13 protein-coding genes are annotated in these 16,914 nt (G+C 72.9%); 6 read left to right on the top strand and 7 right to left on the bottom strand.

Annotated elements, in window-relative coordinates; translation table 11 throughout:
- Nucleotides 1-60: 60 nt before the first annotated feature.
- Both AB0O40_RS07335 and AB0O40_RS07340 read right to left on the bottom strand, forming a co-directional pair.
- Nucleotides 61-603, bottom strand: a complete 543-nt coding sequence (locus AB0O40_RS07335) for a methylated-DNA--[protein]-cysteine S-methyltransferase (protein WP_365036732.1) — start codon at nt 601-603, stop codon at nt 61-63.
- A 113-nt stretch (nt 604-716) separates the two neighbouring features.
- The gene (locus AB0O40_RS07340; RefSeq protein WP_365036591.1) at nt 717-1,613 is read right to left on the bottom strand and encodes a glycerophosphodiester phosphodiesterase family protein; all 897 of its coding nucleotides are present in this window, start codon (nt 1,611-1,613) and stop codon (nt 717-719) included.
- A gap of 302 nt (nt 1,614-1,915) precedes the next feature.
- On the opposite strand from AB0O40_RS07340, the gene AB0O40_RS07345 reads away from it, so the two are divergent.
- From AB0O40_RS07345 to AB0O40_RS07365, 5 genes are all read left to right on the top strand, one after another.
- Nucleotides 1,916-2,755, top strand: a complete 840-nt coding sequence (locus tag AB0O40_RS07345) for an MHYT domain-containing protein (RefSeq protein ID WP_365036593.1) — start codon at nt 1,916-1,918, stop codon at nt 2,753-2,755.
- 51 nt (nt 2,756-2,806) lie between these two features.
- Nucleotides 2,807-4,930 (top strand): excinuclease ABC subunit UvrB, encoded by a 2,124-nt coding sequence (uvrB, locus tag AB0O40_RS07350; protein WP_365036595.1) that lies wholly within the window; start codon nt 2,807-2,809, stop codon nt 4,928-4,930.
- Nucleotides 4,931-5,098: 168 nt separating this feature from the next.
- The gene (locus tag AB0O40_RS07355; RefSeq protein WP_365036597.1) at nt 5,099-5,680 is read left to right on the top strand and encodes a TerD family protein; all 582 of its coding nucleotides are present in this window, start codon (nt 5,099-5,101) and stop codon (nt 5,678-5,680) included.
- 53 nt (nt 5,681-5,733) lie between these two features.
- Complete coding sequence (locus AB0O40_RS07360; RefSeq protein ID WP_365036599.1) at nt 5,734-7,707, top strand: TerD family protein; 1,974 nt, start codon at nt 5,734-5,736, stop codon at nt 7,705-7,707.
- Between the two features lie 242 nt (nt 7,708-7,949).
- Nucleotides 7,950-8,942 carry a TerC/Alx family metal homeostasis membrane protein gene (locus AB0O40_RS07365; protein WP_365036601.1) on the top strand — a complete coding sequence of 331 codons (993 nt, stop codon included), beginning with the start codon at nt 7,950-7,952 and terminating at the stop codon, nt 8,940-8,942.
- Nucleotides 8,943-8,991: 49 nt separating this feature from the next.
- Here the strand turns inward: AB0O40_RS07365 and AB0O40_RS07370 are convergent, their stop codons facing one another.
- The 3 genes from AB0O40_RS07370 to AB0O40_RS07380 form a co-directional block, all read right to left on the bottom strand.
- Nucleotides 8,992-10,284, bottom strand: coding sequence for an MFS transporter (locus tag AB0O40_RS07370; RefSeq protein WP_365036734.1), 1,293 nt, complete (start codon nt 10,282-10,284; stop codon nt 8,992-8,994).
- Between the two features lie 162 nt (nt 10,285-10,446).
- Nucleotides 10,447-11,103, bottom strand: coding sequence for an MBL fold metallo-hydrolase (locus tag AB0O40_RS07375; RefSeq protein WP_365036603.1), 657 nt, complete (start codon nt 11,101-11,103; stop codon nt 10,447-10,449).
- Between the two features lie 9 nt (nt 11,104-11,112).
- On the bottom strand, nt 11,113-11,808 hold the full coding sequence (locus AB0O40_RS07380) for a maleylpyruvate isomerase family mycothiol-dependent enzyme (RefSeq protein WP_365036605.1): 696 nt from the start codon (nt 11,806-11,808) through the stop codon (nt 11,113-11,115).
- A gap of 176 nt (nt 11,809-11,984) precedes the next feature.
- Here AB0O40_RS07380 and uvrA point away from each other — a divergent pair, with 176 nt between their 5' ends.
- The gene (gene uvrA, locus AB0O40_RS07385; protein ID WP_365036607.1) at nt 11,985-15,044 is read left to right on the top strand and encodes an excinuclease ABC subunit UvrA; all 3,060 of its coding nucleotides are present in this window, start codon (nt 11,985-11,987) and stop codon (nt 15,042-15,044) included.
- A gap of 86 nt (nt 15,045-15,130) precedes the next feature.
- Here the strand turns inward: uvrA and AB0O40_RS07390 are convergent, their stop codons facing one another.
- Both AB0O40_RS07390 and AB0O40_RS07395 read right to left on the bottom strand, forming a co-directional pair.
- The gene (locus AB0O40_RS07390; protein WP_365036609.1) at nt 15,131-15,931 is read right to left on the bottom strand and encodes an alpha/beta hydrolase; all 801 of its coding nucleotides are present in this window, start codon (nt 15,929-15,931) and stop codon (nt 15,131-15,133) included.
- 101 nt (nt 15,932-16,032) lie between these two features.
- Complete coding sequence (locus tag AB0O40_RS07395; RefSeq protein WP_365036611.1) at nt 16,033-16,896, bottom strand: carbohydrate kinase; 864 nt, start codon at nt 16,894-16,896, stop codon at nt 16,033-16,035.
- Between the last annotated feature and the right edge of the window lie 18 nt (nt 16,897-16,914).

Raw genomic sequence — 16,914 nt, forward strand, 5'->3', positions numbered from 1 at the left:
CCCAGCCCTCGCCGCCACCGGGAACCGCACATCCGTCCGGGACCGGCCCGGACCCGCAGGTCAGAAGAGGGGCTCGGGCAGGACGCCCTCCAGCGCCAGCAGGATGCGCTTGGCCTCCAGGCCGCCGCCGAAGCCGCCGATGCCGCCGTCGCGCTCCACGACGCGGTGGCAGGGCACCACGACCGGCAGCGGGTTGGCGCCCATGGCCGCGCCCACCGCCTGGGCGGCCCCGGGCTGGCCGACGCGCGCGGCCAGGGTGCCGTACCCGACGACCGAGCCGTAGGGCACCGAGCGGTCCAGCTCGCGCAGTACGAGCCGGTTGAAGCCGGCGATCAGCCGCCAGTCGAGCGGCAGCTCGAAGCGGCGCAGCCGGCCGGCGAAGTACGCGGCCAGCTGCCGCACCGGCTCGGCGAGCAGCACCTCACGGCCGGCCGCCGGCCGCACCGGCTCGGCGCCCAGCCGGGCGGCGAGCGGGGCGATCCGGCGCTCCGAGCCGTGGAACTCGACCCGGACCAGGCCGGTGCCGGTCGCGGCGAGGAAGAGCGGGCCGACGCCGCTGTCGACGACGGTCCACTCCAGCCGCCGGTCCTCGTCCTCGCGCAGCGCGACGGGGCCGTCCGTGTTCTGAGGCTCTACGGGGTTCACGGGACCACGGTACGGCGGCCCGCCGACAGCCCCGGCCCCGCGGGCGGGGCCGGGGCTGTCGGCGCCGGGGCTCAGAAGCCGCCCACCGCGTCCCGGACCACGTCCGGCTTGTTGCTGATGATCCCGTCGACGCCCAGGTCGCGGACCCGCTGGGCGGCCGCGGCGCTGTCCACCGTCCAGGCGTCCACCTGCATCCGCCGGCCGTGCGGCCCGCGCAGGCCGTGCACGGCCGCCACCCAGTCGGCGTCGATCCCGCCGTACCAGGGGTTGATCCGGTCGGTGAAGGCGGCGTACGACGCCAGCTCGGCGGTGGTCGGGGTGCCCAGGAAGGCGGTGGTCAGGTCGGGGCGCAGGGCGTGCACGGCCCGGATGGAGGCCGCGCTGAAGCTCTGCACCACCAGGCGGCGGCCGACGTGGCGCTCGTCCAGCCAGCCCGCCTCGTCCAGGAGCTGGACGGTCTCCCGCTCGATCCCGGGGTACCGCTCCGGCAGCTTGATCTCCAGGAGCAGCCGCTCCTGGTTGGAGTCCAGCCGGGCCAGGTACTCGCGCAGCGTGGGGATGCGGGTGCCGGCGAAGGCGGGGGCGAACCAGCTGCCCGCGTCGAGGCGGGAGATCTCCTCGGCGGTGAAGTCCGCCACCCGCCAGGGGGAGCGGCCGGGGAAGACCCGCTTCACGTCCGTGGTGCGGGTCAGGGTCTCGTCGTGGATGACGACCAGCACCCCGTCCTTGGTGCGCTGGACGTCGTTCTCCATCCACTCGACGCCCAGCGCCTCGGCGTGGTCGATGGCGGCGAGGGTGTTCTCCGGCGCGTACGCCGAAGCCCCCCGGTGGGCGAACACCTCGGGGGCGTCGAGCCGGTAGGGGCCGGGCGCGGGGGTCCGCGCGGCCGATACGGAGCCGCCCGTCAGGGCGAGGGTGAGGCCGAGCAGGGCGGCGGCTGCCGCCGTGGTGAAGGGGCGTACGTGCATGTGCTGCTCCTCGTGCCGAGGGCCGCCGGGCGGCCTGCGACGGAGTGATGACCACATCGAGCGGGTCGGTAACCCTGAGTGAAGAAGTGTGACAGTGCGTCAGTAACACAGGGGGGACGTCGGGTGTCCGCGAGGAGAACGAATCCGTCCGGATCGCCTCGGTGGCGGGAATCTGCTGTGGGAATGTTCGCGGGATGCGGTGCGCGAGGCCGGTCCGCGGCCCTACTCTCGCCCTCAATCGGGTCCCGGTACTGACGGGTTGGGCCCGGTGGCGGCGGGGGTGGGCGGAAGGACGGACGGGTATGGACGGGGCGGGCGTCGTGACCGGCACGGTCGGCACGGTCGATGGGTTCAGCTATGGCGTGATGACGCCCCTGGCGGCGTATCTGATGGCATGTCTCGGCGGCGCGCTGGGGCTGCGGTGCACGACCCGGTCCCTCCTCGTCGAGCGATCGTGGCGGCCCGGCTGGCTGGCGCTGGGGGCGACCGCCATCGGTTCCGGGATCTGGTCGATGCATTTCATCGCGATGATGGGGTTCACCGTGGCCGAATCGCCACTGAACTACGACAAACGGACCACGTTCGCGAGCCTCGCCGTCGCGATCGTCATGGTGGGCATCGGGATCTTCATCGTGGGGTACCGGGGGAGCACGCCCATGTCCCTGGTCACCGGGGGCACCATCACCGGTCTCGGCGTGGCCTCCATGCACTACCTGGGCATGGCGGGCATGCGGCTGCGCGGCCACCTCGAGTACAGCACCACGATCGTCACCCTCTCCGTGGTCGTCGCGGTGGTCGCGGCCACCGCGGCCCTGTGGGCGGCGGTGACCGTCCGCGGCCTGTGGGCCGCGATCGGGGCCAGCCTCGTCATGGGCCTGGCCGTCAGCGGCATGCACTACACCGCCATGGCCGCGGTCCGGGTCCGGCTGCACGGCGGGCTCGGCGCCCTGGGCGGCGAGGCTCCGGCCGGGCTGCTGGCCCCGATGCTGGTCGGCCCGGTGGTCTTCCTGGTGCTGGCCGGGGTGGTGGTGATGTTCGACCCGCTGCTGGTCATGGGCACGCCCGACTGGCAGAAGCCGGGCGAGGCCCCCGAGCCGGTGCCGGTGCCCCGGCGGCCCGTCTACCCGCCGTACGACGCCTGAGCGGCGGGCCGGCGGCACGTGAGTGTCAGCGCCGGGTCGTACGGTGGATCCATGCGGCCCGTATCGAAGATCGAACGCACGGTGGCGCCTTTCGAGGTCGTCAGTCCCTACCAGCCCAGCGGTGACCAGCCCGCGGCCATCGAGGAGCTGGAGCGGCGCATCCGCGCCGGCGAGAAGGACGTCGTCCTGCTCGGCGCCACCGGCACCGGCAAGTCGGCGACCACCGCCTGGATGATCGAGCGCCTCCAGCGCCCGACGCTGGTCATGGCACCGAACAAGACCCTCGCGGCCCAGCTGGCGAACGAGTTCCGCGAGCTGCTGCCGAACAACGCCGTCGAGTACTTCGTCTCGTACTACGACTACTACCAGCCCGAGGCGTACGTCCCCCAGTCGGACACCTACATCGAGAAGGACTCCTCGATCAACGAGGAGGTGGAGCGGCTGCGGCACTCCGCCACCAACTCCCTGCTGACCCGCCGGGACGTGATCGTGGTCGCCTCGGTCTCCTGCATCTACGGCCTGGGCACGCCGCAGGAGTACGTGGACCGCATGGTGCCGCTCAAGGTCGGCGAGGAGATCGACCGGGACCAGCTGCTGCGCCGCTTCGTCGACATCCAGTACACGCGCAACGACCTCGCCTTCACCCGCGGCACCTTCCGGGTCCGCGGCGACACCATCGAGATCTTCCCGGTCTACGAGGAACTGGCCGTCCGGATCGAGATGTTCGGCGACGAGATCGAGGCGCTGTCCACGCTGCACCCGCTGACCGGCGAGGTGATCAGCGCCGACGACACGCTGTACGTCTTCCCCGCCAGCCACTACATCGCCGGTCCCGAGCGGATGCAGAAGGCCATCGCGGGCATCGAGACCGAGCTGGCCGGGCGGCTCTCGGAGCTGGAGAAGCAGGGCAAGCTGCTGGAGGCCCAGCGGCTGCGCATGCGCACCACCTACGACCTCGAGATGATGCAGCAGATCGGGTCCTGCTCCGGCATCGAGAACTACTCGCTCCACATGGACGGCCGCGAGCGCGGCTCGGCACCGAACACGCTGATCGACTACTTCCCCGAGGACTTCCTCCTCGTCATCGACGAGTCCCACGTGACGGTCCCGCAGATCGGCGCGATGTACGAGGGCGACGCCTCGCGCAAGCGGACCCTGGTCGACCACGGCTTCCGGCTGCCCTCCGCGCTGGACAACCGCCCGCTGAAGTGGGAGGAGTTCCTGGAGCGGATCGGCCAGACGGTGTACCTCTCCGCCACCCCCGGCAAGTACGAACTCTCCCGCGGCGACGGCTTCGTCGAGCAGATCATCCGCCCGACCGGACTGGTCGACCCGGAGGTCGTGGTCAAGCCCACCGAGGGCCAGATCGACGACCTGGTCCACGAGATCCGCAAGCGCACCGAGAAGGACGAGCGGGTCCTGGTCACCACCCTCACCAAGAAGATGGCGGAGGACCTGACCGACTACTTCCTGGAGCTGGGCATCCAGGTCCGCTACCTGCACAGCGACGTGGACACGCTGCGCCGCATCGAGCTGCTGCGCGAGCTGCGCGCGGGCGAGTACGACGTCCTGGTCGGCATCAACCTGCTCCGCGAGGGCCTGGACCTCCCCGAGGTCTCCCTGGTGGCCATCCTCGACGCCGACAAGGAGGGCTTCCTGCGCTCGGGGACCTCCCTGATCCAGACCATCGGGCGCGCGGCGCGCAACGTCTCCGGCCAGGTCCACATGTACGCCGACAAGATGACCCCGGCGATGGAGAAGGCCATCGAGGAGACCAACCGCCGCCGGGAGAAGCAGATCGCCTACAACACCGCCAACGGCATCGACCCCCAGCCGCTCCGCAAGAAGATCAACGACATCGTCGCGACCATCGCCCGCGAGGAGGTCGACACCGAGGAACTGCTCGGCTCCGGCTACCGGCAGGCCAAGGAGGGCAAGGCCGCCAAGGCGCCGGTGCCCGCGCTCGGCGGCAAGGCCGCCAAGGCCGCGAAGAAGGGCCCCGTCGAGGCCACCGACCGGCCGGCGGCCCAGCTGGCCGAGCAGATCGAGGAGATGACCCTGCGGATGCGGGCCGCTGCGGCCGAGCTGCAGTTCGAGGTCGCGGCCCGGCTGCGGGACGAGGTCGGCGAACTCAAGAAGGAGCTGCGCCAGATGAAGGAAGCCGGCATGGCCTGAGCGGGGCCCGGGGATGTGCGGGGACCCGCACATCCCCCGCCCCGCCCGCGTGTGTCTCAGGACTGATACGGATCCGGCCGGTCCGGGGCGGGTTCCGGCCGGTGCTGCGTAGGGTTGGGGCAGCCGCGGGTGAGTGCGGCGAAGCGACGCATCGAGAGGGGACCTCGCGTGACGGTCAACATGACCAAGGGCCAGGCCATCAGCCTGACGAAGGCCGACGGAGGCACGCTGACCGCGGTGCGCATGGGCCTCGGCTGGCAGGCCGCCAAGCGCCGCGGACTGTTCGGGTCGCGCACCCGTGAGATCGACCTGGACGCCTCGGCCGTGCTCTTCGCCGAGCAGCAGCCGGTGGACGTGGTGTTCTTCCGCCACCTGGTGAGCGACGACGGCTCCGTCCGGCACACCGGCGACAACCTCGTCGGCGGCGTGGGCCAGGGCGGGGACGACGAGTCGATCCTGGTGGACCTCCAGCGGGTCCCGGTCCACGTCGACCAGATCGTCTTCACCGTCAACTCCTTCACCGGCCAGACCTTCCTGGAGGTGGAGAACGCCTTCTGCCGCCTGGTCGACGAGACCAACGGCCAGGAGCTGGCCCGCTACACGCTGACCGGCGGCGGCCAGTACACCGCCCAGATCATGGCGAAGGTGCACCGCGCGGCCGGCGGCGGCTGGACGATGACGGCCCTCGGCGACCCGGCCAACGGCCGGACGTTCCAGGACCTGATGCCGTCGATCGTCCGGCACCTCTGACGGAGCGGTAGGCACACGGCACGGGCACGGGCACGGAGCGAGGGGGGACGGCCATGACGGCGGCCGAGTTGGTGCGGGGTCAGAACCACCCGCTGCCCGGGAGCCCGGTGGAGGTGCGGGTCGCGGCGGGCGCCGGGGCGCTCGTCTGCCTCGCCCTCGCGGACGCGGCGGGCCGGCTGCCGGGTTCCTGGGCGCTGGTGCGGCCGGGCCTGCCGGTGCCGCCCGGCGTCTCGCTGTGGGAGCCGGGGGCCGACGGCACCGGCGGCGCCGCGGTGGAGCTCGCCCTGCTGCCCGCGGACGTGCACCGGGTCGGCCTGGTGCTGGCGCTGCCGCCCGGGGCGGGCGGGCCGGCCCGCTTCGGCGCGCTGCCCGCGCCCTGGGCCACCGTCACCGGACCCGACGGCGCCGCGGTGGTCCGCTACGAGGTGTCCGGGCTCGACGCCGAGACCGCGCTGGTGGTCCTCGAACTCTACCGCCGCCAGGACGCCTGGAAGGTGCGGGCCGTCGGCCAGGGCTACGCGGGCGGCCTGCCGGACCTGCTGGCCGACCACGGCATGGCGGCCGCCGAGGCCGAGCTGCTGGCCCGCAGCGCCTGCGCCGAGGCCGGTACGACCCCGGCCGCCGGCACCGGGCTGCCGGGCCGGGTCTGCGGCACCGCCGCCGCGGCCGCCGCGGCCCTGGCGGCCTCCGGCCCGCCCACCGCCGTGCCGGAGGCCGGTCCGCCGACCGCGGCCGGTCCCGTGCCGGAGGCGGGTCCGCCGGCCGTGGCCGCTCCCCTGCCGGATGCCGGTCCGCCCACCGTCGCCGCTCCCGTGCCCGGCCCCGGCCCGGCCGGTTCGGGGATCGACTACGCCCACCCCCGCCGGAGCGCTGCCGCGCCGGCCGCGCCGGCGGCCCAGGACGCCGGCGGCGCCCCGGCGCCGGTGGCCGGTGACGCGCCCGGGTGGAGCCTGGAGGAGCGGCTGTACAACCAGGTCTGGGGCATGTTCGAGGACCTGGCCCGGGCGATGGCCGCCTACCGCAGCGCGGTGGAGTTCGCCGACGCCCGCTTCGAGCGAGAGCTGGACCGCTCGCTGACCGACCCGCGGGCCCGCCTCGGCGGGGCCGTGGACGCGGCCCGGGACACCGCCGAGGCCCGCCGGGCCGAGCTGGTGGACCAGGCCAGGGCCGTGCTCGACGCCGGGCTCGCCCAGCTGGCCGCCGAGGCCGAGGTGGTCGAGCCCGCGCTGCCCGCGGCCTTCGCCCGCTGGGACAGCGCCCGCTGGCGCGACCGGGCCCATCCCGACCAGCCGGCCATGGCCGTGCGGCTGGGCGACCTCAGCCTGCCCGAGGCCCCGGAGCTGCGGGTGCCGATGCTGGTCCGGCTGCCCCTGGAGCGCGGGCTGTGGATCGACCACGGCCGCACCGGCTCCGAGGCCGCCATGGCCATGGACACCCCCGAGCTGCGCGCCGCCGCCCTGGACACGGCCGTGGCCCTCACCCTGCGCCTGCTGGCCGCGCATCCGGCCGGCGCCCTCGCCGTGCACGCCATCGACCCGGCGGGCGCCGCGGCCGCCGCGCTCGCCCCGCTGGCCGGGCTGCTGGCCGAGCCGCCCGCCGCCGGCGCCGCCGGTACCGCCGCCCTGCTGGAGCGGCTGACCGGCCAGGTCGACCTGTTGCAGATGGCGGCCCGGGGCGGCGCCCGCGAGGCGCTGCCGCCCGGCCTGGACCCGGCCGCCCGGCTGCTGATCGTGCACGACTTCCCGCACGGCTTCGACGACCGGTCCGTGGCCCGGCTGCGCTACCTCGCCGACGAGGGCCCCGGGGTCGGGCTGCACCTGCTGATGGTGGCCGACCGGGACGAGGCCTCGGCCCACGGCCCGCTGCTCGACCCGCTGTGGCGCTCGCTGCTGCGGCTGAGCCCGGTACCCGACGACCACCTCGCCGACCCGTGGGTGGGGCACGCGTGGACGTACGAGCCGCTGCGGCCGACCCCCGGTGAGGTCCGGCAGGTGCTCGCCCGGCTGGGCACGGTCCCGCCGGGGTAGCCGCGCGTACCGGTCCCGCATGACCTTCCGCTGACCCGTCTTTGGCAATCCCTTTACCTTCGGCGCCTCCGACGGGTACCCTTGGGGCAGCGGAGGGGAGTATTCCTACTGCGGCGTTCCCGTCAATACGGACCTTCCGGTCCCGGGGCGCCGGCCCGGGCGCGAACGGCGCTCCCAGGTGGAAGAGACCTCCGGCAGCGATGACGCTGACCTTGTTGAGCCATCTGCCGGAGGCGTGAGTAGTGGACGTTTCGTTGACCCTCTGGGTGCTGACCATTCTCGGTCTGGGCATCCTCATCGGCGCCGATTTCTTCATCGGCCGCAAACCGCACGACGTGTCGATCAAGGAAGCGGGCATCTGGACGGTCGTCTGGATCGTCCTGGCCGTCCTGTTCGGCCTGGGCCTGCTGTTCTTCGGGAACAGCCAGGCGTCCGGGGAGTTCTTCGCCGGCTTCATCACCGAGAAGTCGCTCAGCGTCGACAACCTCTTCGTCTTCGTCCTGATCATGGCGAAGTTCTCGGTGCCCTCCCACCTCCAGCAGCGGGTGCTGCTGGTCGGCGTGCTGATCGCCCTGGTGCTCCGGGCGATCTTCATCGCCGCGGGCGCCGCGATCATCACCACCTTCTCCTGGGTCTTCTACATCTTCGGCGCGTTCCTGATCTACACCGCCTGGAAGCTCATCCAGGAGGCCCGGGCCGACGAGGAGGACGAGGAGTTCGAGGAGAACCGCCTCCTCAAGTCCGTCGAGAAGAGGTTCGGCGTCGCCGACCGCTACCACGGCACCAAGCTCTTCATCCAGAACAACGGCAAGCGCGTGCTGACCCCGCTGATGGTGGTCATGCTCGCGATCGGCACCACCGACGTGCTCTTCGCCCTGGACTCCATCCCGGCGATCTTCGGCCTCACCCAGGACCCGTACATCGTCTTCACCGCCAACGCCTTCGCCCTGATGGGCCTGCGGCAGCTGTACTTCCTCATCGGCGGCCTGCTGAAGAAGCTGGTGCACCTCAGCTACGGGCTCTCGGTCATCCTCGGCTTCATCGGCGTCAAGCTGGTGCTGCACGCCCTGCACGAGTCGGGCGTGCACGTCCCGGAGATCTCGATCCCGTTCTCCCTCGCCGTCATCTGCGGCGTCCTGGTGATCACCACGATCACCAGCCTGATCGCCTCCAAGAAGCAGGCGGCGGCCGAGGCCGCCGCCGGCGAGGACAGCAAGGAGAGCGTCGAGGCCTGACCCCCGGGGGACCCGGGCCGCGGTGGAGGCCTCAGTACCGGGACCCGGGCTATGCGGGGGCGGCCGCTTCGGCCGCCCCCGTCCTCGTGGCCACCTTCCCGGGCCGGGTGTCCGGCAGCAGCGCCACACAGCCCAGGCTGACCAGCGCCACCCCCGTCAGGTACGCCGCCACGCCCCAGGGCGGCCCGCCGTCGCCCGCCAGGGCGGTCGCCACCACGGGGGTCAGCGCACCGCCCAGCACCCCGCCCAGGTTGTAGCCCACCGCCGCGCCGGTGCAGCGCACCCGCGGCTCGTACAGCTCCGGCAGGTACGCCGAGACCACCGCGAACATCGTGACCATGCCCAGCAGCGCGCCCAGGAAGCCCAGGGTCATCAGGACCGGCCGGCCGGTGCTCAGCAGGGCGCAGAGCGGGAACATCCACAGTGCCGAGGCCGTGCAGCCGGCCAGGCACATCGTGCGGCGGCCCCACCGGTCGCCGAGGACCGCGAAGACGGGGGTGGCGAGCCCCTTGAGGCCCACCGCCGTCATCACGCACAGCAGCATGGTGGTGCGGTCCACGCCCAGGTGCTCGGTCCCGTACGCCAGCGACCAGGTGGTCACCGCGTAGAAGACCGCGTAGCCGGTCGCGAGGGCGCCACCGGTCAGCAGGACCAGCCGCCAGTGCGAGCGGAACACCTCGGTCAGCGGGGCGCCCGAGCGGTCCTGCGACCGGGCCAGCTCCCGGAAGGCCGGGGTCTCCTCGACCGCGGCCCGCAGCAGCAGGCCCGCGATCGCCAGCAGGCCCGCCGCCCAGAACGGCACCCGCCAGCCCCAGGACCGGAACTGCTCCTCGCTCAGCGTCGTCGAGACGCCGAGCATCACGCCGTTGGCGAGCAGGAAACCGACCGGCGGGCCGAGCTGGGGGAAGCCGGACCACAGTCCGCGCCGGCCCTCGGGGGCGTGCTCGGCGGTGAGCAGCACGGCCCCGCCCCATTCGCCGCCCACCCCGAAGCCCTGGAGGAAGCGCAGCGCCACCAGCAGCAGCGGCGCGGCCGCCCCGAGGGTGGCGTACCCGGGCAGGAAGCCGATGGAGACGGTGGCGGCGCCGGTCAGCAGGAGCGAGCCGACCAGCACCGGCCGGCGGCCGTAGCGGTCGCCCACGTGGCCGAAGACGGCCGAGCCGAGCGGCCGGGCCACGAAGCCCACGCCGAAGGTGGCGAAGGCGGCCAGGGTGCCGGCCAGCGGCGAGAAGGCGGGGAAGAACAGCGGCCCCAGGACGAGGGCCGCGGCGGTGCCGTACGCGAAGAAGTCGTAGAACTCGATGGCGGTCCCGGCCAGCGAGGCCAGGGCGATCCGGAGCATCGGCGGGGACGGGGGTGCGGTGCGCATGGGCTCCACCTACCGCGCGTCCGGGCGGGCTGGGTAGGGGGCTCCGGCGATCTTGACCGGAACGGGTGCACCGGGCGTACGCCTTGACGCCGCGCGGGCGTCAAGGCGTAGCCGGGTACGGGCCGGGCGGGCGGCCTACCAGCCGCGCTCGCGCCACTCCGCCAGGTGCGGGCGCTCGGCGCCCAGGGTGGTGTCGTTGCCGTGGCCGGGGTAGACCCAGGTCTCGTCCGGCAGCTTCTTGAAGATCTTCTCCTCGACGCCGTCGAGCAGGGTCGCGAAGGCCGCCGCGTCGCCGTGGGTGTTGCCCACGCCGCCCGGGAAGAGGCAGTCGCCCGTGAAGACGTGCGGGTGGCCGTGCGGGTCGTCGTAGACGAGGGCGATCGAGCCCGGGGTGTGGCCGACCAGGTGGCGGGCGGTCAGGGAGACCCGTCCGACCGTGATGGTGTCGCCGTCCTGGACGAGCACGTCGGTGGCCACCGGGATGCCCTCGGCGTCGAAGGCGCCCGCGTAGGTGCGGGCCCCGGTCGCCTCGACGACCTCCGCCAGCGCGCCCCAGTGGTCGCCGTGCCGGTGGGTGGTGACCACGGACTCGATGCCGTCGTCACCGATGAGGCCGAGCAGGGTGTCCGCCTCCGCGGCGGCGTCGACCAGCAGCTGCGCGCCGGTGGCCCGGCAGCGCAGCAGGTAGGCGTTGTTGTTCATGGGGCCGACCGCGACCTTCGAGATCATCAGGTCCGCGAGTTCGTGCACGTCGGCCGGACCGCCGACTTTGACCGCTCCGCTGTACGTCATGTCGGAATCCTAGAGCGCGGGGAGTTCGGGCACGGCGTCGCCGGCCTCGATGGCGAGGTGGGCACCCTTGAGCCCGCGGCCGGACAGCCAGCCGAGCACGTCGTCCTGGGCGCCGCTGAGGACCACGGGGGTGCCCTCGGTGCCGCCGGTGGTCCAGGACGGGCCGCCGGCGTAGTAGCGGACGGTGACCGGGGGGACGTCCGGGTGGCCCGACCAGCGGTCGGCGAGGAAGGCGATCTCGCGCTCGGCGAACTCGTCGGGCAGGTCGGCGAGCTCGTAGCCGATGTTCAGGTCGACGTGGTGCAGCTCGACCTCGACCAGGCGCCGGAAGGGGACCCGGGAGGCGGTGTCGGTGACGCCGTTGCGCAGCTCCACGGTCCGCTGCCAGTCCTGCTCGGGCTCCGTGGTGGCCAGGAAGCGGGCCCCGGAATCACGGAGGTCCGTCAGGTGTTCTTCCAACGTCCGGCCGGCGTCGCGCTCGATGTCCGCGTCCCGGGTCTCACCGCTCGCGTACATCGGGCGGCCCTCGAAGACGTTGACGAGGGCGTCGGCGTTCCGGGCCAGGTGGGCCAGGATGTGGCCGCGGGTCCAGCCGGGGAGGTGTGACTCCTCGGCCAGCGCGGCGTTGTCCAGTTTCGCGACCGCGGTCAGCAGCCGGTCCGTGGCTTCACGTACAGATCGCAGGTCGTGCACATGATCAATCATGGTCCGACCCTAGTCCCCGCCACACGATCGGGTGAAGCGGCCGTCCGGGCGCCGGAAATCGAATGCGCGTGCTATACGCTCGGAAGTCGAACCTCGATACAGCTTCGCGGCGCCCCCCATACCCTGGGACGGGGGCCCGTTCCCTCCCGGCTCTCTCAAGAAAGGTGCGGACCGGCGTGACCGACCGTCTCATCGTTCGTGGCGCTCGCGAGCACAACCTGAAGAACGTCTCGCTCGACCTGCCCCGCGACTCGCTCATCGTCTTCACCGGACTCTCCGGGTCGGGCAAGTCCTCCCTCGCCTTCGACACGATCTTCGCGGAGGGCCAGCGCCGGTACGTCGAGTCCCTGTCGTCGTACGCCCGCCAGTTCCTCGGGCAGATGGACAAGCCCGACGTCGACTTCATCGAAGGACTGTCCCCGGCGGTCTCCATCGACCAGAAGTCCACCTCCCGCAACCCCCGCTCCACGGTCGGCACGATCACGGAGGTCTACGACTACCTCCGCCTGCTCTTCGCGCGCATCGGCAAGCCGCACTGCCCCGAGTGCCGCCGGCCGATCTCCCGCCAGTCGCCGCAGGCCATCGTCGACAAGGTCCTCGCGCTGCCCGAGGGCAGCCGCTTCCAGGTCCTCTCGCCGCTGGTGCGCGAGCGCAAGGGCGAGTTCGTCGACCTCTTCGCCGACCTCCAGACCAAGGGCTACAGCCGGGCCCGGGTGGACGGCCAGACCGTCCAGCTCGCCGAGCCGCCGGTGCTGAAGAAGCAGGAGAAGCACACCATCGAGGTGGTCGTCGACCGCCTCACCGTCAAGGAGAGCGCCAAGCGCCGGCTCACCGACTCCGTGGAGACCGCCCTCGGTCTCTCCGGCGGCATGGTCATCCTGGACTTCGTCGACCTCGCCGAGGACGACCCCGAGCGTGAGCGGATGTACTCCGAGCACCTCTACTGCCCGTACGACGACCTCTCCTTCGAGGAGCTGGAGCCCCGCTCCTTCTCCTTCAACTCGCCCTTCGGCGCCTGCCCGGAGTGCACCGGCATCGGCACCCGCATGGAGGTCGACCCGGAGCTGATCATCCCGGACGAGGAGAAGTCCCTCGACGAGGGCGCCGTCTCGCCCTGGTCGCTGGGCGCCACCAAGGACTACTTCTCCCGCCTGGTCGGCGCACTCGCCGAGGAGCTGGGCTTCCGCACCGACATCCCCTGGGCCGGGCTGCCGCAGCGGGCCAAGAAGGCCCTGCTGTACGGCCACAAGACCCAGATCGAGGTCCGCTACCGCAACCGCTACGGCCGCGAGCGCGCCTACACCACCGCCTTCGAGGGCGCCGTCCCCTTCGTCAAGCGCCGGCACTCCGAGTCCGAGAGCGACGCCAGCCGCGAGCGCTTCGAGGGCTACATGCGCGAGGTGCCCTGTCCCACCTGCCAGGGCTCACGCCTGAAGCCCATCGTGCTCGCCGTGACGGTCATGGAGAAGTCCATCGCCGAGGTCGCCGCGATGTCGATCAGCGAGTGCGCCGACTTCCTCGGCGAGCTGCGGCTGGACGCCCGCGACAAGCAGATCGCCGAGCGGGTCCTCAAGGAGGTCAACGAACGCCTCCGCTTCCTGGTGGACGTCGGCCTCGACTACCTCTCGCTCAGCCGCGCCGCCGGCACGCTCTCCGGCGGCGAGGCCCAGCGCATCCGGCTCGCCACCCAGATCGGCTCCGGCCTGGTCGGCGTGCTCTACGTCCTGGACGAGCCCTCCATCGGCCTGCACCAGCGCGACAACCACCGCCTGATCGAGACCCTGGTCCGGCTGCGGGACATGGGCAACACCCTCATCGTCGTCGAGCACGACGAGGACACCATCAAGGTGGCCGACTGGGTGGTCGACATCGGCCCCGGCGCCGGTGAGCACGGCGGCAAGGTCGTGCACAGCGGCTCCCTCAAGGAATTGCTGAAGAACACCGAGTCGATGACCGGCCAGTACCTCTCCGGCAAGAGGTCCATCCCGGTCCCCGACGCCCGCCGCCCGGTGGACACCGGCCGCCGGCTCACGGTCCACGGCGCGCGGGAGAACAACCTCCGCGACATCGACGTGTCCTTCCCGCTGGGCGTGCTCACCGCCGTCACCGGCGTCTCCGGCTCGGGCAAGTCCACCCTGGTCAACGACATCCTGTACACGCACCTGGCCCGCGAGCTCAACGGCGCGCGCACGGTCCCCGGCCGGCACACCCGCGTCGCCGGCGACGACCTGGTCGACAAGGTCGTCCACGTCGACCAGTCGCCGATCGGCCGCACCCCGCGCTCCAACCCGGCCACGTACACGGGCGTCTTCGACCACGTCCGCCGGCTCTTCGCGGAGACGATGGAGGCCAAGGTCCGCGGCTACCTGCCGGGCCGGTTCTCCTTCAACGTCAAGGGCGGCCGGTGCGAGAACTGCTCCGGTGACGGCACCATCAAGATCGAGATGAACTTCCTCCCGGACGTGTACGTCCCGTGCGAGGTCTGCCACGGCGCGCGGTACAACCGCGAGACCCTGGAGGTCCACTACAAGGGCAAGTCCATCGCCGAGGTGCTGGACATGCCGATCGAGGAGGCCCTCGGCTTCTTCGAGGCGGTCCCGACCATCGCCCGCCACCTGCGCACCCTCACCGAGGTCGGCCTCGGGTACGTCCGGCTCGGCCAGTCGGCGCCCACCCTCTCCGGTGGCGAGGCGCAGCGCGTGAAGCTCGCCTCCGAGCTCCAGAAGCGCTCCACCGGGCGCACGGTCTACGTCCTCGACGAGCCGACCACCGGTCTGCACTTCGAGGACATCTCGAAGCTCATCAAGGTCCTCTCCGGCCTGGTCGACAAGGGCAACTCGGTGATCGTCATCGAGCACAACCTCGACGTCATCAAGACCGCCGACTGGGTCATCGACATGGGCCCCGAGGGCGGTTACGGCGGCGGCCTGGTGGTCGCCGAGGGCACCCCCGAGCAGGTGGCCTCGGTGGGCGCCAGCCACACCGGCAAGTTCCTGCGGGACATCCTGGGCGCCGACCGGGTCTCCGACGCGAGCGTGCCGGCGGCCCGCGGGACCAAGAAGGCCCCGGCCCGCAAGACGGCGGCGGGCACCCGGGCGGCGGCGGACACCACCGCCACGAAGAAGACCGCGGCCGTCAAGAAGACCGCGGCGGCGAAGAAGACCGCGGCGGTGGCCAAGACCGCCGCCAAGGCCCCCGCCAAGAAGGCCGCCTCCGCGCGGGCCAAGAAGGCCTGAGCGGACCGGCCCGGCGGCAGCGGACACAGTGAGGGCGGAGGGAGCCGGCCGGGCCCCCTCCGCCCTCGTCCGTACCGCGCCCGGCCTCAGGCCGGGCGGCGGGTGGCGATCCGGGCCATGAAGGGGATGGCCGCCGCCGCGAGCTCCGCGGGGCGGTCCAGCATCGGGTAGTGCCCGGCGTCGTCGATCAGCAGGACCTGGCCCCCGGAGCGCTCGCCGATCCACTCCGCCGCGTCCAGCGGGTCCGGCGCGAAGTTCGGGTCCGTGCCGCCCATCACCACCTGGACCGGCACTCCCAGCTCCGCCAGCCGCGCCAGGGCCGGCTCCGCCGCGCCCGGGTCCGCCGCCAGCATTGCCCGCAGCGCCGCCAGGTGCCCCGGCTGCTTCAGCGCGCCGGCCAGCTCCTTCTTCGCGTCGTAGAAGTCCTCCGGCTTCCCGTCCCCGAGCAGCGCGGCCCACTGGCGGGTCCACGACCGCGCGAACCGCCCGGCGCGCAGCCCCGCCCCGGCGCCCGCCCGGACGAACGGCGCCACCAGCACCAGCCCGTGGAAGAGCTCCGGCTCGGCCGCGGCCGCGAGTGCCGCCGCCCCCGCCGCGTTGGCGTGCGCGACCACGAAGGCCGGTCCCGCGTCCAGGTGGCGTATCAGCGCGCGCAGGTCGCCCGCCAGCGCGCCCGGTGCGTAGTCCCGCTCCCCGGCGTCCGCCTCGCCGGTGCCCCGCAGATCGCAGCTGACCACCCGGAACCCGGCGACCGCCAGGTCCTCGGTCAGGAACCGGTACGCGGCACGGGTGTTGCCCAGGCCCGGGACGCACACGACGAGCGGCCCCTGGGCCCGGTCGTCGTCGTAGGCGATCCGCCCGCCGTCGTACTCCACGTATTCCGTCACAGTCGCGGTCCTCTTCGCTCTGGCTGCCGTTGCGCGCTCATAGCGTCGCTGACCAGGGCGGTTTCGTAAACTCCGCAATCCGTCCGGCTTTTGGCGGCCCGTCACAATTCGGACGCATACGGCGGTTCGGCCCCGGGCCGGGTGCAGGTCAGCGCGGCCGCCCGGGCCGCGAAGTCCAGCACCGCCGGCCAGTCGGGCTCCGCCACCCCCGGAAGCCGGTGCAGCAGGGCCGCGTTGACCGTGTCGCCCGCCCCGATGGTGTCCGCCACCGCCACCCGCCGGGCCGGTACGTCGTACTCCGCGCCCGCCCGGGTCCGTACCGTCAGGCCCGCCCCGCCCCGGGTCAGCACCACCGCCTCCGGCCCCGCGGCCAGCCAGTCCGCCGGTCCGCCGCCCAGCCACCGGGCGTCCTCCTCGGAGAGCTTGAGCACCGAGACGTACGGCAGCCAGCCCAGGAACCGGGCCCGGTGGGCGGCCGGATCGGGGATCAGCGCCGGGCGGATGTTGGGGTCCAGCAGCGTGAACAGCCCCCGGCCCGCGGCCGTCCGCAGCAGCTCCTCGTACGCGCTCGCGCCGGGCTCCAGGACCAGCGAGCAGGTGCCGAGCGCCAGCGCCCGCGCCGCCGCCGGGAGTTCGGGGGCGGTGAAGAGCCGGTCGGCGGTGCCCTCGGTGTAGAAGCCGTAGGAGGCGGAGCCGTCCGGTCCCAGCGAGGCCACCGCCAGCGAGGTCGGCTCGGGGCCCCGCTGCACCAGCGTGCAGTCCACCCCCGCCGCCCGCAGTCCGTCGAGCAGCCGCTCGCCGAAGGCGTCGGTGGAGATCCGCGAGCAGAAGGCCGCCGCGGCGCCGAGCCGGCCCAGGGCGAGGGCGGTGTTGTACGGCCCGCCGCCCGGGCGGGGCAGCAGCGCCCCGGGCGGCTCCGGGGCGGGCACGAGGTCGATCAGGGCTTCTCCGCCGACGACGATCATGCCGCCGAACGTATCCCA

The organism is Streptomyces sp. NPDC089919 (assembly GCF_040684615.1).
Taxonomy (GTDB): domain Bacteria; phylum Actinomycetota; class Actinomycetes; order Streptomycetales; family Streptomycetaceae; genus Streptomyces.